The organism is Streptomyces sp. NPDC031132 (genome assembly GCF_055570595.1).
In genome coordinates this window covers 391,774-406,684 of the sequence record NZ_JBVIGX010000003.1, presented here as the reverse complement: position 1 = coordinate 406,684, position 14,911 = coordinate 391,774, and the positions used below count along the sequence as shown (strand labels likewise).

General features: G+C 68.0%; 10 protein-coding genes. 7 read left to right on the top strand and 3 right to left on the bottom strand.

Features of this window, described 5'->3' with window-relative positions; genetic code table 11:
* Window positions 1–60 precede the first annotated feature (60 nt).
* Window positions 61–3,960: a DNA-directed RNA polymerase subunit beta' gene (locus ACZ49B_RS07570; RefSeq protein ID WP_365953416.1), complete on the top strand. Its 3,900-nt coding sequence runs from the start codon at window positions 61–63 to the stop codon at window positions 3,958–3,960.
* A 100-nt stretch (window positions 3,961–4,060) separates the two neighbouring features.
* On the opposite strand, the gene ACZ49B_RS07565 is transcribed toward ACZ49B_RS07570, so the two are convergent.
* A complete protein-coding gene (locus tag ACZ49B_RS07565) occupies window positions 4,061–6,526 on the bottom strand; it encodes a YfhO family protein (protein WP_468301487.1) in 2,466 nt (821 codons plus the stop codon).
* Window positions 6,527–6,986: 460 nt separating this feature from the next.
* On the opposite strand from ACZ49B_RS07565, the gene rpsL reads away from it, so the two are divergent.
* The 4 genes from rpsL (at window position 6,987) to tuf (ending at window position 11,345) form a co-directional block, all read left to right on the top strand.
* Window positions 6,987–7,358: a 30S ribosomal protein S12 gene (gene rpsL, locus ACZ49B_RS07560; protein WP_007265893.1), complete on the top strand. Its 372-nt coding sequence runs from the start codon at window positions 6,987–6,989 to the stop codon at window positions 7,356–7,358.
* 2 nt (window positions 7,359–7,360) lie between these two features.
* Window positions 7,361–7,831 carry a 30S ribosomal protein S7 gene (gene rpsG / locus ACZ49B_RS07555; protein ID WP_007265894.1) on the top strand — a complete coding sequence of 157 codons (471 nt, stop codon included), beginning with the start codon at window positions 7,361–7,363 and terminating at the stop codon, window positions 7,829–7,831.
* 39 nt (window positions 7,832–7,870) lie between these two features.
* A complete protein-coding gene (gene fusA, locus ACZ49B_RS07550) occupies window positions 7,871–10,003 on the top strand; it encodes an elongation factor G (protein WP_468301485.1) in 2,133 nt (710 codons plus the stop codon).
* A gap of 148 nt (window positions 10,004–10,151) precedes the next feature.
* Window positions 10,152–11,345, top strand: coding sequence for an elongation factor Tu (gene tuf / locus ACZ49B_RS07545; RefSeq protein WP_136229671.1), 1,194 nt, complete (start codon window positions 10,152–10,154; stop codon window positions 11,343–11,345).
* Window positions 11,346–11,457: 112 nt separating this feature from the next.
* Here the strand turns inward: tuf and rfbC are convergent, their stop codons facing one another.
* Both rfbC and rfbA read right to left on the bottom strand, forming a co-directional pair.
* Window positions 11,458–12,039, bottom strand: coding sequence for a dTDP-4-dehydrorhamnose 3,5-epimerase (gene rfbC, locus ACZ49B_RS07540; RefSeq protein WP_468301588.1), 582 nt, complete (start codon window positions 12,037–12,039; stop codon window positions 11,458–11,460).
* 17 nt (window positions 12,040–12,056) lie between these two features.
* Window positions 12,057–12,932 carry a glucose-1-phosphate thymidylyltransferase RfbA gene (rfbA, locus tag ACZ49B_RS07535; protein WP_468301482.1) on the bottom strand — a complete coding sequence of 292 codons (876 nt, stop codon included), beginning with the start codon at window positions 12,930–12,932 and terminating at the stop codon, window positions 12,057–12,059.
* An 80-nt stretch (window positions 12,933–13,012) separates the two neighbouring features.
* Between rfbA and rfbB the strand changes: the two genes are divergently transcribed.
* Window positions 13,013–13,990: a dTDP-glucose 4,6-dehydratase gene (gene rfbB, locus ACZ49B_RS07530; RefSeq protein WP_468301479.1), complete on the top strand. Its 978-nt coding sequence runs from the start codon at window positions 13,013–13,015 to the stop codon at window positions 13,988–13,990.
* The gene (gene rfbD, locus ACZ49B_RS07525; RefSeq protein WP_468301476.1) at window positions 13,987–14,901 is read left to right on the top strand and encodes a dTDP-4-dehydrorhamnose reductase; all 915 of its coding nucleotides are present in this window, start codon (window positions 13,987–13,989) and stop codon (window positions 14,899–14,901) included. The genes rfbB and rfbD overlap by 4 nt, the downstream gene beginning before the upstream one ends.
* The last annotated feature ends 10 nt before the right edge of the window (window positions 14,902–14,911 follow it).

Below are 14,911 nucleotides of genomic sequence, written 5' to 3'. Positions count from 1 at the left end.
ATCCCCGGGACCGTTCAGACCATGATTGAGACTCGACCCCGAAAGAGGGATTGACGCACAGTGCTCGACGTCAACTTCTTCGACGAGCTGCGGATCGGCCTTGCCACCGCGGACGACATCCGAACCTGGTCGCACGGCGAGGTCAAGAAGCCGGAGACCATCAACTACCGCACCCTCAAGCCCGAGAAGGACGGACTCTTCTGCGAGAAGATCTTCGGTCCGACCCGGGACTGGGAGTGCTACTGCGGCAAGTACAAGCGTGTCCGCTTCAAGGGCATCATCTGTGAACGCTGTGGCGTCGAGGTCACGCGCGCCAAGGTGCGCCGTGAGCGGATGGGCCACATCGAGCTTGCCGCTCCCGTCACCCACATCTGGTACTTCAAGGGCGTCCCGTCGCGCCTCGGATACCTGCTGGACCTCGCGCCGAAGGACCTCGAGAAGGTCATCTACTTCGCCGCGTACATGATCACGTTCGTCGACGACGAGCGCCGCACCCGCGACCTCCCGTCGCTGGAGGCGCACGTCTCCGTCGAGCGCCAGCAGATCGAGAACCGCCGTGACGCGGACCTCGAAGGCCGTGCCAAGAAGCTCGAGACCGACCTGGCCGAGCTCGAGGCCGAGGGCGCGAAGGCCGACGTACGCCGCAAGGTGCGCGAAGGTGCCGAGCGCGAGATGAAGCAGCTCCGTGACCGCGCCCAGCGCGAGATCGACCGCCTCGACGAGGTGTGGGCCCGCTTCAAGAACCTCAAGGTCCAGGACCTCGAGGGCGACGAGCTGCTCTACCGCGAGCTGCGTGACCGCTTCGGCACGTACTTCGACGGTTGCATGGGCGCCGCCGCGCTGCAGAAGCGCCTGGAGTCCTTCGACCTCGACGAGGAGGCCGAGCGCCTCCGCGAGATCATCCGTACCGGCAAGGGCCAGAAGAAGACCCGTGCGCTCAAGCGCCTCAAGGTCGTCTCCGCGTTCCTGCAGACCAGCAACAAGCCCAAGGGCATGGTTCTGGACTGCGTGCCGGTGATCCCGCCGGACCTGCGTCCGATGGTGCAGCTGGACGGTGGCCGCTTCGCGACCTCCGACCTGAACGACCTGTACCGCCGCGTGATCAACCGCAACAACCGCTTGAAGCGCCTTCTCGACCTCGGTGCCCCCGAGATCATCGTGAACAACGAGAAGCGCATGCTCCAGGAGGCCGTGGACGCCCTCTTCGACAACGGTCGTCGTGGTCGTCCGGTGACCGGTCCCGGCAACCGTCCCCTGAAGTCCCTGAGCGACATGCTCAAGGGCAAGCAGGGTCGATTCCGTCAGAACCTCCTCGGCAAGCGCGTGGACTACTCCGCGCGTTCCGTGATCGTCGTCGGTCCGCAGCTGAAGCTGCACCAGTGTGGTCTGCCCAAGGCCATGGCGCTGGAGCTCTTCAAGCCGTTCGTGATGAAGCGCCTGGTCGACCTGAACCACGCGCAGAACATCAAGTCGGCGAAGCGCATGGTCGAGCGCGGCCGCACGGTCGTGTACGACGTGCTCGAAGAGGTCATCGCCGAGCACCCGGTGCTGCTGAACCGTGCACCCACGCTGCACCGCCTCGGCATCCAGGCCTTCGAGCCCCAGCTGGTCGAAGGCAAGGCCATCCAGATCCACCCGCTCGTCTGCACCGCGTTCAACGCGGACTTCGACGGTGACCAGATGGCCGTGCACCTGCCGCTCTCCGCGGAGGCGCAGGCCGAGGCCCGCATCCTGATGCTGTCCTCGAACAACATCCTGAAGCCGGCCGACGGCCGTCCGGTCACGATGCCGACCCAGGACATGGTCCTCGGTCTGTTCTTCCTGACCACCGACGGTGAGCTCCGTGACACCAAGGGCGAGGGCCGCGCGTTCGGCTCCACGGCCGAGGCGATCATGGCGTTCGACGCCGGCGAGCTCGCGCTGCAGTCGTCCGTCGACATCCGCTTCCCGGTGGGCACCATCCCGCCGCGTGGCTGGGTGCCGCCGGTCGCCGAAGAGGGCGAGCAGGAGTTCCAGCCGGGCGACAGCTTCCGTCTGCGCACCTCCCTGGGCCGCGCGCTCTTCAACGAGCTGCTGCCCGAGGACTACCCGTTCGTCGACTACTCGGTGGGCAAGAAGCAGCTCTCCGAGATCGTCAACGACCTGGCGGAGCGCTACCCCAAGGTCATCGTGGCGGCGACGCTCGACAACCTGAAGGCGGCCGGCTTCCACTGGGCGACCCGTTCGGGCGTCACCGTGGCCATCTCCGACGTCGTCGTGCCCGAGGCCAAGAAGGCCATCGTCGCGGGCTACGAGGCGATGGACGAGAAGGTCCAGAAGCAGTACGAGCGCGGTCTGATCACCAAGGACGAGCGCACGCAGGAGCTCATCGCGATCTGGACCAAGGCGACCAACGAGGTTGCCGAGGCGATGAACGCGAACTTCCCCAAGACGAACCCCATCTTCATGATGGTTGACTCGGGTGCCCGAGGAAACATGATGCAGATGCGACAGATCGCCGGTATGCGTGGTCTGGTGTCGAACGCGAAGAACGAGACCATCCCGCGTCCGATCAAGGCGTCCTTCCGTGAGGGCCTCACCGTTCTGGAGTACTTCATCTCCACGCACGGTGCCCGTAAGGGTCTGGCGGACACCGCCCTGCGTACCGCCGACTCGGGTTACCTGACCCGTCGTCTGGTGGACGTCTCGCAGGACGTGATCATCCGCGAGGAGGACTGCGGCACCGAGCGCGGCCTGAAGCTGAAGATCGCCGTTCGCGGCGAGGACGGCGTGCTGCGCAAGGCCGACGACGTCGAGACCTCGATCTACGCCCGCATGCTGGCCGAGGACGTCGTCATCGACGGCAAGGTCATCGCGCCGGCCAACGTCGACCTCGGTGACGTCCTGATCGACGCCCTGGTCGCCAACGGCGTCGAGGAGGTCAAGACCCGCTCGGTCCTGACCTGTGAGTCCGCGGTCGGCACCTGTGCCTTCTGCTACGGACGCTCGCTCGCCACCGGCAAGCTGGTCGACATCGGTGAGGCGGTCGGCATCATCGCCGCCCAGTCCATCGGTGAGCCCGGTACCCAGCTGACGATGCGTACCTTCCACACCGGTGGTGTGGCCGGTGACGACATCACGCAGGGTCTGCCGCGTGTCGTCGAGCTCTTCGAGGCCCGTACCCCGAAGGGTGTCGCCCCGATCTCCGAGGCCGCAGGCCGCGTGCGGATCGAGGAGACCGAGAAGACGAAGAAGATCGTCATCACGCCGGACGACGGCAGCGACGAGACGGCCTTCCCGATCTCGAAGCGCGCCAAGGTCATCGTGCACGAGGGTGACCACGTCGAGGTGGGCCAGAAGCTCACCGCGGGTGCCACCAACCCGCACGACGTGCTGCGCATCCTCGGCCAGCGTGCGGTCCAGGTCCACCTGGTCGGCGAAGTCCAGAAGGTCTACAACTCGCAGGGCGTGTCGATCCACGACAAGCACATCGAGATCATCATCCGGCAGATGCTGCGCCGCGTGACGATCATCGAGTCCGGCGATGCGGAGCTCCTGCCGGGCGAGCTCGTCGAGCGCTCGCGCTTCGAGACCGAGAACCGTCGTGTGGTCACCGAGGGCGGTCACCCCGCCTCCGGCCGTCCGCAGCTGATGGGTATCACCAAGGCCTCGCTGGCGACGGAATCCTGGCTGTCGGCCGCCTCCTTCCAGGAGACGACCCGAGTCCTGACGGATGCGGCGATCAACGCCAAGTCCGACAGCCTCATCGGCCTCAAGGAGAACGTCATCATCGGTAAGCTCATCCCGGCCGGTACGGGCCTTGCCCGCTACCGCAACATCCGGGTCGAGCCCACCGAAGAGGCGAAGGCAGCGATGTACTCGGCCGTCGGCTACGACGACATCGACTACTCGCCCTTCGGCACCGGCTCCGGCCAGGCCGTCCCGCTGGAGGACTACGACTACGGCCCGTACAACGGCTAAGAGCTCGTAAGACGAAGCCCCCCGCTGCTCCGAGAGGAGCGGCGGGGGGCTTCTTCGTGTCCGGGGAGCCCGGGAGGTTCCCGGGGCTCCTGGGACGCCGTCAGGCGCGGCGCCGGCGGCGGAGGCCTGCGAGCGTGGTCGACGCGAGGGCCAGGAGGGCCAGGGCGGCGGCTGCCAGGCCCGGGGTGAGGCCCTTCGGGGTGAAGGTGCAGGAGACCTTGTCCGTGCCTGCGGGGATGTCCAGGGAGACCAGGCCGTGGAAGCTCTTCACCGGGGCCGTGCACTGCCAGCCCGGGACGTCGGTCATCGCGAAGACCGCCGTGCCCGTGGCGCCCTTCGGGAGGGTGGCCCCGATGGTGTGGCCGCCCGCGGTGACCCGCGTGGCGCCGGTGGACTTCAGGGAGGTGATCGCCGTGTCCAGGGCGGCGCGGTCCAGGCAGCCGAGGGGGTGCTCGCCCGCCGTCGCGTCCTTGGTCTGCGTACGGATCGTCACCGCGACCTTGCCGTCCGCGGGGACCTTGCCCAGCTTGACCACCCCCGTCATCTGGTCCTCCAGGGGGCGGGAGGCGCCGGCGAAGGCGAGGGTGCCGTAGAGCTCAGGGGAGAACCAGTACGCCTCGGAGCCCGGGGTGCACTGGGCCGTGTAGGTCTGTTCGGTGGCCTTGCCGTCGCGGGTGACCTGCGGGACCTGGTAGACCGTGGCGCCCAGGACGTTCTCCTGGCGGGCGTAGACGCTGTCGGCCGGGTTGGCGGAGGTGTGGGCGGAGCCGCGGACCGTCACCAGGGGCGGAGCGGGGAAGCGGGTGGACGTCCAGGTGTCCTCCGCCGGGCCGGGGTGGATCCGGGCGCCGATCGCGAAGATCGCGTCGAGCACCGGGTTGTCGGCGCCGAAGAAGGTCCGGCCGTCGTTCTTGAATCCGTACCCGAGGGGCTCCAGGGCCCGGTACGTGGCCTCCGGCAGGTAGCTGCTGTAGTACTGCGGGCCCTCGCCGCGCAGGGCGAGGGCGTCGTTGTACGAGGTCTGCGGCGCGCCCGAATCCGTCCGGTAGGCGGGCCAGCCGTCCACCTGCCGGACGGCGTCGAAGTGCGCGTTGATCGAGCGGTTCGAGGTGGCGACGGGCTTCGCCCAGCGCTCGCGGGCCCGGCGGGCGTCCGCGCCCGCGGCCGCCACCGTGGACTCCGCGAAGACCACGCCGACCATGAGCACGGCGGCGACGGGGATCAGCACCCGGTGCTTCGCGCCCAGGGAGAGGAGGACCAGGGCCAGCAGGGAGGTGCCTCCGCCCACCAGCACCGCGTGCCAGGTCCAGCCGCCGAAGTCGTCGGTGCGGCGGAGCACGAAGGTGGCGGCGACCAGCAGGGCGGCCGTCAGCGCCAGGTGGAGGGGGCGCGGGCGGTGGGCCAGCGCCAGCCAGGCCAGGATCACGACCATGCCGCTGAAGACGAAGGCCTCGCGGTAGGGGTTGCCGTTCGGCACCGCAAGCCCGTGCCACAGGTACTGCGTCGGCGGGAACTGGAAGGAGGCGACGACGAGCAGCGTCGCCGCGGCCCACACCAGGCGGGTCTTCTTCGCGATGGCGGCGTTGAAGAGGAACGATCCGGCGAGGATCAGGCCCAGCGAGGCGACGTACAGCCGCGGCCGGCCGCCCCACAGGTGCGTGGCCGGGAGCATCCCGGCGAGGAAGACCTCGATCCGCACCGGCTCGAAGGCCCCGGCCTGGGTGGGCTGCGCGGAGCCGCTGGACAGGAACGACGGCAGCAGCAGCGGGAGGGTCAGCAGGATGCCCGTCACGGCGGCGCTGGATGCCCGCCACAGGACGCGCAGCCGCTGCCGGCCGGTCATGTCCCGGGTGATCAGGCGGATGCCCAGCAGGACGCAGGCGGCCATCGTCGCCATCATCGCGGTGTAGAAGTTGCCGAACCAGGCGAGCGCGACGAACAGCGCCACCCCCGGCCAGCGCCGCTCCTCCAGGCACCACTCGACGGCGATGCCGAGGAGGGGGAGGGCGACCAGGCCCCACAGCCACATGGGGATGTACGAGGCGTCGCTGAGCGCCCAGCCGCACAGGCCGTAGCAGGCGCCGAGGACCCCGCGCTGCCACCACGGGCCGGGGTGCAGCTTGCCGAGGTAGACCGTCATGACGGCGGCGGCCGCGCCCATCGTGATCGGGGTGACCGCGAAGACGGCGAGGTCGACGTGGGCGCGCGGGACGAGGACGGCCAGCCAGGAGAACGGGTTGCCGAGGTACGTGTAGTAGTCGGACAGGAACTGCTGGCCGAAGCCGCCGCGCCAGGTGAAGAGGACGTCACCGGCGGCCTGCCCGTGGACCAGGTCCCACAGCGCCCGGTGGAAGGGCACGTACTGGTTGGCCTGGTCGTTGAGGGCCCGCCCGGTGTTGCCGAAGGGGAAGGTGCCGCGGGCCGCCCAGGCCGCGCAGAACGCGGCCGAGGTGACGAGGAACGCCAGCAGGGGCCCGTACAGGCGGGCGGGTCGCGGTGGCCGGCGGCGGGGCGACGGGTGGACCGGGCTGTCGGCGGCCGTCGGCTCCGTGGTGACCGTCCGCAATGTCCCGCTCCCTGTGGTTGATCGTGCCGTTCGGGCTGAACCCGGTGAACCCGGTGAACCCGGTGACTCCGCTGCATCGCGGAATGCCGAGGCAGTTTAGTCGCGGGGGAGGGCCCCTCCGTCCGGCGCCGCTTAGCACGCCTTTACCACATGCGCGAGTCGGAGCGGCCACACCAGGTCCTCGCCCAAGTGGCACATGACCGGCGGCGATGTCCGCGTCGCCCCGCGCGGGCCTTTGTTTTGACCGGATGGGATGCGGTAGGTACGCTCAGACCTTGTGCCTGGGGTGTGCCTGGGCTCCTGTGCGTGTCCATCAACCGCATGAGAGCCGGATCAGCCACCGCGATCCATGCGTTTCCGTGCTTGCGCGGAGCTCCGCCGGATCCGACACACCCGACCGCGTGGGTCGGCAAAGTTCCAGGTTAGCTTCACTACACGGCACACAGAAACCGGAGAAGTAGTGCCTACGATCCAGCAGCTGGTCCGTAAGGGCCGGCAGGACAAGGTCGAGAAGACGAAGACGCCCGCGCTTGAGGCTTCGCCCCAGCGCCGTGGCGTCTGCACGCGTGTGTTCACGACCACCCCGAAGAAGCCGAACTCGGCGCTCCGTAAGGTCGCGCGTGTGCGTCTGACCTCCGGCATCGAGGTCACCGCTTACATTCCGGGTGAGGGACACAACCTGCAGGAGCACTCGATCGTGCTCGTGCGTGGTGGCCGTGTGAAGGACCTGCCGGGTGTTCGTTACAAGATCATCCGCGGTGCGCTTGACACCCAGGCTGTCAAGAACCGCAAGCAGGCCCGCAGCCGCTACGGCGCCAAGAAGGAGAAGTAAGAATGCCTCGTAAGGGCCCCGCCCCGAAGCGCCCGGTCATCATCGACCCGGTCTACGCATCTCCTCTGGTGACGTCGCTCATCAACAAGATCCTCCTGAACGGCAAGCGCTCCACCGCCGAGCGCATCGTTTACGGCGCCATGGAAGGCCTCCGCGAGAAGACCGGCAACGACCCGGTCATCACGCTGAAGCGCGCGCTGGAGAACGTCAAGCCGTCCCTCGAGGTCAAGTCCCGCCGTGTCGGTGGCGCGACCTACCAGGTCCCCGTCGAGGTCAAGCCGGGTCGCCAGTCGACCCTGGCCCTCCGCTGGCTCGTGGGTTACTCCCGCGCCCGTCGTGAGAAGACCATGACCGAGCGCCTCATGAACGAGCTGCTCGACGCCTCCAACGGTCTTGGCGCTGCCGTCAAGAAGCGCGAGGACACGCACAAGATGGCCGAGTCCAACAAGGCCTTCGCGCACTACCGCTGGTAGTCCCACCCCACATCGAGACCGAGAGAAGACCGAAGCCTTATGGCTACCACTTCGCTTGACCTGGCCAAGGTCCGCAACATCGGGATCATGGCCCACATCGACGCGGGCAAGACGACCACCACCGAGCGCATCCTGTTCTACACCGGTGTGTCGTACAAGATCGGTGAGGTCCACGACGGCGCCGCCACGATGGACTGGATGGAGCAGGAGCAGGAGCGTGGTATCACCATCACGTCTGCCGCGACGACCTGCCACTGGCCCCTCGAAGACGTTGACCACACCATCAACATCATCGACACCCCGGGTCACGTCGACTTCACCGTCGAGGTGGAGCGTTCGCTCCGCGTCCTCGACGGTGCCGTCACCGTCTTCGACGGTGTCGCCGGTGTGGAGCCGCAGTCCGAGACGGTCTGGCGTCAGGCCGACCGTTACGGCGTGCCCCGCATCTGCTTCGTCAACAAGCTGGACCGCACCGGCGCCGAGTTCCACCGCTGTGTCGACATGATCAAGGACCGCCTCGGTGCGGTTCCGATCGTGATGCAGCTCCCCATCGGTGCCGAGATGGACTTCCAGGGCGTTGTCGACCTGGTCACCATGAAGGCGTTCGTCTGGTCCGCCGAGGCGACCAAGGGCGAGATGTACGACATCGTCGACATCCCGGCCACGCACACCGAGGCTGCTGAAGAGTGGCGCGGCAAGCTGGTCGAGACCGTCGCCGAGAACGACGACGAGATCATGGAGCTCTTCCTGAACGGCGACGAGCCGTCCGTGGAGCAGCTGCACGCCGCCGTGCGTCGCATCATCCTGAACTCCGGCAAGGGCAAGGGCGAGCCCACGATCACTGCGGTGTTCTGTGGCACGGCGTTCAAGAACAAGGGCGTTCAGCCCCTGCTCGACGCCGTCGTCCGCTACCTCCCGTCGCCGCTGGACATCGAGGCCATCGAGGGCCACGACGTCCGCGACGCCGACGTGGTCGTGAAGCGCAAGCCGTCCGACGAGGAGCCCCTCGCGGCGCTGGCGTTCAAGATCATGAGCGACCCGCACCTCGGCAAGCTCACCTTCGTCCGGGTTTACTCGGGCCGCCTGGAGGCCGGCACCTCGGTGCTGAACTCCGTCAAGGGCAAGAAGGAGCGCATCGGCAAGATCTACCGCATGCACGCGAACAAGCGTGAGGAGATCGCCGCGGTGGGCGCCGGTGACATCGTCGCCGTCATGGGCCTGAAGCAGACCACCACCGGTGAGACGCTGTGTGACGACAAGGCACCCGTGATCCTGGAGTCCATGGACTTCCCGGCTCCGGTCATCCAGGTCGCCATCGAGCCCAAGTCCAAGGGTGACCAGGAGAAGCTGGGTGTCGCCATCCAGCGTCTCGCGGAGGAGGACCCCTCCTTCCACGTTCACTCGGACGAGGAGACGGGCCAGACCATCCTCGGCGGTATGGGCGAGCTGCACCTCGAGGTGCTGGTCGACCGTATGAAGCGCGAGTTCAAGGTCGAGGCCAACGTCGGCAAGCCGCAGGTCGCGTACCGCGAGACCATCCGCGGCACCGTGGAGCGTCACGACTACACCCACAAGAAGCAGACCGGTGGTACCGGTCAGTTCGCCAAGGTGCAGATCGCGATCGAGCCCATCACCGAGGCCGACGGTCCGGCGTACGAGTTCGTGAACAAGGTCACCGGTGGCCGCGTGCCGAAGGAGTACATCCCTTCGGTCGACGCCGGTGCGCAGGAGGCCATGCAGTTCGGCATCCTGGCCGGCTACGAGATGACGGGCGTCCGCGTCACGCTTCTCGACGGTGGCTACCACGAGGTCGACTCCTCCGAGCTCGCGTTCAAGATCGCCGGTTCGCAGGCCTTCAAGGAGGCCGCGCGCAAGGCGTCCCCCGTGCTCATGGAGCCGATGATGGCCGTCGAGGTCACCACGCCCGAGGACTACATGGGTGACGTCATCGGTGACATCAACTCCCGCCGTGGCCAGATCCAGGCCATGGAGGAGCGTCACGGTGCTCGTGTCGTGAAGGGCCTCGTGCCCCTTTCGGAGATGTTCGGCTACGTCGGAGACCTCCGCAGCAAGACCTCGGGTCGCGCCAGCTACTCGATGCAGTTCGACTCCTACGCCGAGGTTCCCCGGAACGTCGCCGAGGAGATCATCGCGAAGGCCAAGGGCGAGTAACTCTTCCGAGTACACGCTTTAGGCTTGTCACCGGAGCCTCTGGGGCAACAGGAGTAACCCTCCGTTGCCCCGGAGGGGCCGGCTTTCCAGCAAAGATCACCTGGCGCCGATGAGTAAGGCGTACAGAACCACTCTCCAGGAGGACCCCGTGGCGAAGGCGAAGTTCGAGCGGACTAAGCCGCACGTCAACATCGGCACCATCGGTCACATTGACCACGGTAAGACGACCCTCACGGCCGCCATTACCAAGGTGCTGCACGACGCGTACCCGGACCTGAACGAGGCCTCGGCCTTCGACCAGATCGACAAGGCTCCTGAGGAGCGCCAGCGCGGTATCACCATCTCCATCGCGCACGTCGAGTACCAGACCGAGGCGCGTCACTACGCCCACGTCGACTGCCCGGGTCACGCTGACTACATCAAGAACATGATCACCGGTGCCGCGCAGATGGACGGCGCGATCCTCGTGGTCGCCGCCACCGACGGCCCGATGCCGCAGACCAAGGAGCACGTGCTCCTGGCCCGCCAGGTCGGCGTCCCCTACATCGTCGTCGCCCTGAACAAGGCCGACATGGTGGACGACGAGGAGATCCTGGAGCTCGTCGAGCTCGAGGTCCGTGAGCTGCTCTCCGAGTACGAGTTCCCGGGCGACGACCTGCCGGTCGTCCGCGTCTCCGCGCTGAAGGCCCTCGAGGGCGACAAGGAGTGGGGCGAGAAGCTCCTCGGCCTCATGTCCGCCGTCGACGAGGCCATCCCGACCCCGCCGCGTGACACCGAGAAGCCGTTCCTCATGCCCGTCGAGGACGTCTTCACGATCACCGGTCGCGGTACGGTCGTCACCGGCCGTATCGAGCGTGGTGTCCTGAAGGTCAACGAGACCGTCGACATCATCGGTATCAAGGAAGAGAAGACCACCACCACGGTCACCGGTATTGAGATGTTCCGCAAGCTGCTCGACGAGGGCCAGGCCGGTGAGAACGTCGGTCTGCTCCTCCGTGGCATCAAGCGCGAGGACGTCGAGCGCGGCCAGGTCATCATCAAGCCCGGTTCGGTCACGCCGCACACCGAGTTCGAGGCCCAGGCCTACATCCTGTCGAAGGACGAGGGTGGCCGTCACACCCCGTTCTTCAACAACTACCGCCCGCAGTTCTACTTCCGTACCACGGACGTCACGGGTGTCGTCACCCTGCCGGCCGGCACGGAGATGGTCATGCCGGGCGACAACACCGAGATGACGGTCGCGCTGATCCAGCCGGTCGCCATGGAGGAGGGCCTGAAGTTCGCCATCCGTGAGGGTGGTCGTACCGTGGGCGCCGGCCAGGTCACCAAGATCTCGAAGTAATTCGGGTTCTGACCTGGTAGCTCGCGCGAGCGGGCACCATGTTTGACAGGAGGGCCCCTTCCCTTCCGCTTCGGCGGCGGGGGAGGGGCCCTTCGTCGTCCGTGGGGAGCCGTCAGCCGGTCACGCGCAGCGACTCGGTGAATTCCTTGCAGACGGCGTGGTCCGGGAGCAGGCCCGACGCGATCGCCTCGGCGAGCGCGGGCGCGGCCTCGTCGCGCGCGGACAGCAGAGGGACGTCGGCCGGCCACTCGATGCCCAGATCCGCATCGAGCGGGTGGACCGCGTGCTCGCCGGCCGGGTTGTACGTCTCCGAACAGAGGTACGAAAGCGTGGCGTCGTCGCTCAGCGCGCAGAACCCGTGGCCCATGCCCTCCGGGACGTAGACCGCGCGCCGGTCCACGTCATCGAGCCGGACGCCCTCCCAGCGGCCGAAGGTCGGGGAACCGACCCGCAGGTCCACGATGACGTCGAGCACGGCACCCCGTACGCAGGTCACGTACTTGGCCTGGCCGCGCGGCACGTCGGCGAAGTGGATGCCGCGGACCACGCCGCGCGAGGACACCGAGAGGTTCGCCTGCGCCAGGTTCAGCGGGTGCCCGACGACCTCGGACAGCTCGTCGAAGCGGTACCACTCGGTGAACAGGCCGCGCGGGTCGCCGTGCAGCTGCGGGGTGATCTCGTAGGCACCCTCCATCAAGAGCTGGCGGAACTTCACCGGGAGGACTCCTCGTCGAGCAGGCTGATCAGGTAGTCGCCGTAACCGCTCTTGAGCAGTGGCCGGGCCAGCTCGCGCAGCTGCGCGGAACCGATGAGGCCGGCCCGCCACGCCGCCTCCTCGACGCAGCCGATCTTGAGGCCCTGGCGCTCCTCGATCACGCGGACGAACTCCGAGGCCTGGACCATGGAGACGAAGGTCCCGGTGTCCAGCCAGGCGGTACCGCGGTCGAGGACGGTGACGTGCAGGTCACCGGCTTGCAGGTACACGTCGTTGACCGCGGTGATCTCCAGCTCACCGCGCGCGCTGGGCTCCAGGTTGCGGGCGATCTCGACGACGCGGTTGTCGTAGAAGTACAGACCGGGCACCGCGTAGCGGGACTTGGGCCTGACCGGCTTCTCCTCGATGGAGATGGCCTGGCCGTCCTCGTCGAACTCGACCACGCCGTACGCCGTTGGGTCCGCCACCGGGTAGGCGAAGACCCGGCCGCCCTTGGTGTCGGTGTGCTCCGCCAGGCGGGTGCCCAATCCGCTGCCGTGGAAGATGTTGTCGCCGAGGATCAGGGCGACGGACTCGTCACCGATGAAGTCGGCGCCGAGCACGAACGCCTGGGCGATGCCCTCGGGGCGCTCCTGGACCGCGTACTCCAGCCGGATGCCGAACTGGGAGCCGTTGCCGAGCAGTCGCTCGAACTGATCACGGTCCTCCGGCGTGGTGATGACGAGAATCTCGCTGATTCCGGCCATGACCAGGGTGGAGAGCGGGTAGTAGATCATCGGCTTGTCGAAGACGGGGAGCAGCTGCTTCGAGACGGCCCGGGTCAGCGGCCAGAGTCGGGATCCGGTGCCACCTGCTAAGAGAATTCCACGCATGGCAGAACCCTAGGGCGACAGCGCGGGCGGACGCCGTGATTCAGCCCGGCCGGTGTGTTCGAGCGGTTACCCTTCGCACCATGCGCATCCTCGTGACCGGCGGCGCCGGATTCATCGGTTCGGAATTCGTCCGCCAGCAGCTCGGTGCGGACGCATCGGCCCAGATCACGGTCTTCGACAAGCTGACGTACTCCGGTGTCGAGGCCAACCTCGACCCGGTCGCGGACCACCGCGGTTACACGTTCGTCAGGGGCGACATCTGCGACGCAGAGGCCGTCGACCAGGTGATGCCCGGGCACGACGTCGTCGTGCACTTCGCCGCCGAGTCCCACGTGGACCGTTCGATCGCCGGTGCCGGCCCGTTCGTGATGACCAACGTCGTGGGTACGCAGGTGCTGCTGGACGCAGCCCGCAAGCACCGGGTCGGCCGCTTCGTCCACATCTCCACCGACGAGGTGTACGGCTCGATCAGCCAGGGCTCCTGGACCGAGGAGTGGCCGCTGGCCCCGAACTCCCCGTACTCCGCCTCCAAGGCCTCGTCCGACCTGCTGGCCCTGGCCTACGCCCGTACGCACGGCATGGACGTCGTGGTCACGCGCTGCTCCAACAACTACGGGCACTACCAGTTCCCGGAGAAGGTCATCCCGCTGTTCGTCTCGAACCTGATGGACGGCAGGAAGGTCCCGCTGTACGGCAGCGGCGGCAACGTCCGCGACTGGCTGCACGTCTCCGACCACTGCCGCGGCATCGCCCTGGTGATGCAGCGGGGCCGCGCCGGCGAGGTGTACAACATCGGCGGCGGCACCGAGCTCACCAACAAGGAGCTCACCGGCGTGCTGCTCGAAGCGGCCGGCCTGGGCTGGGACATGGTCGAGCAGGTCGAGGACCGCAAGGGCCACGACCTTCGCTACTCCATCGACATCGGCAAGATCGGCGCGGAGCTGGGCTACGCCCCGCAGGTCACCTTCGAGGACGGCATCGCCGCCACGGTCGCGTGGTACCGCGAGAACCGCGCCTGGTGGGAGCCGCTGAAGGCGAAGGCGGCCCTGCAGAAGTGAGGACCGACCCGCCGGCCGGCCGCTGGCTCGTCACCGGCGCCGCCGGGATGCTCGGCCGGGACGTCCTGACCGCCCTGAAGTCCTCCGGGATCGAGGCCGTGGGCCTTGGCCGCGCAGACCTCGACATCACCGACCCCGCCGCCGTCCGGGCCGCGGTCCAGGGCGTCACCGTGGTCGTCAACTGCGCCGCCTGGACCGACGTGGACGGCGCCGAGACCGCCGAGGAAGCCGCCACCGCCGTCAACGGCACGGGCGTACGCATCCTCGCCGAGGCATGCGCCGCCGCCCATGTGCGCCTGCTGCACGTCTCCACCGACTACGTGCTGCCCGGGGACGCCTCGGAGCCGTACCGCGAGGACGCTGCCACCGGCCCGCTCAACGCGTACGGACGCAGCAAGCTGCTCGGCGAGCAGGCCGTCGCCGAACTGTTGCCGCAGGACGGCTACATCGTGCGGACCGCCTGGCTGTACGGCGAGCACGGGCCGAACTTCGTCGCCACCATGCTGAAGCTGGCCGCCCAGCGGGACACCCTCGACGTGGTCGACGACCAGCACGGCCAGCCCACCTGGTCCCGCGCGCTGGCCCGCCACCTGGTCGAGCTCGGCCTGGCCGCGCTGAAGGGCCATGCCATGGGAGGGATCTACCACGGCACCGCGAGCGGCCGGACCACCTGGATGGGGCTCGCCCGCGAGACCTACCGGCTGAGCGGGCTCGACCCGGAGCGGATCCGGCCGACCACCTCCGCCGCGTTCGTACGCCCGGCCGCGCGCCCGGCGTTCAGCGTCCTCGCCCACGACCACTGGGCGGACGCGGGGCTGGAGCCGCTGCCCGGCTGGCAGGAGCAGCTCGCCGAGGCGATCAAGCGCCCGGCCTTCGCCGACCTGGTGGAGCGTTCCCAAGCCGGTCCCTGAGCGTGACGGC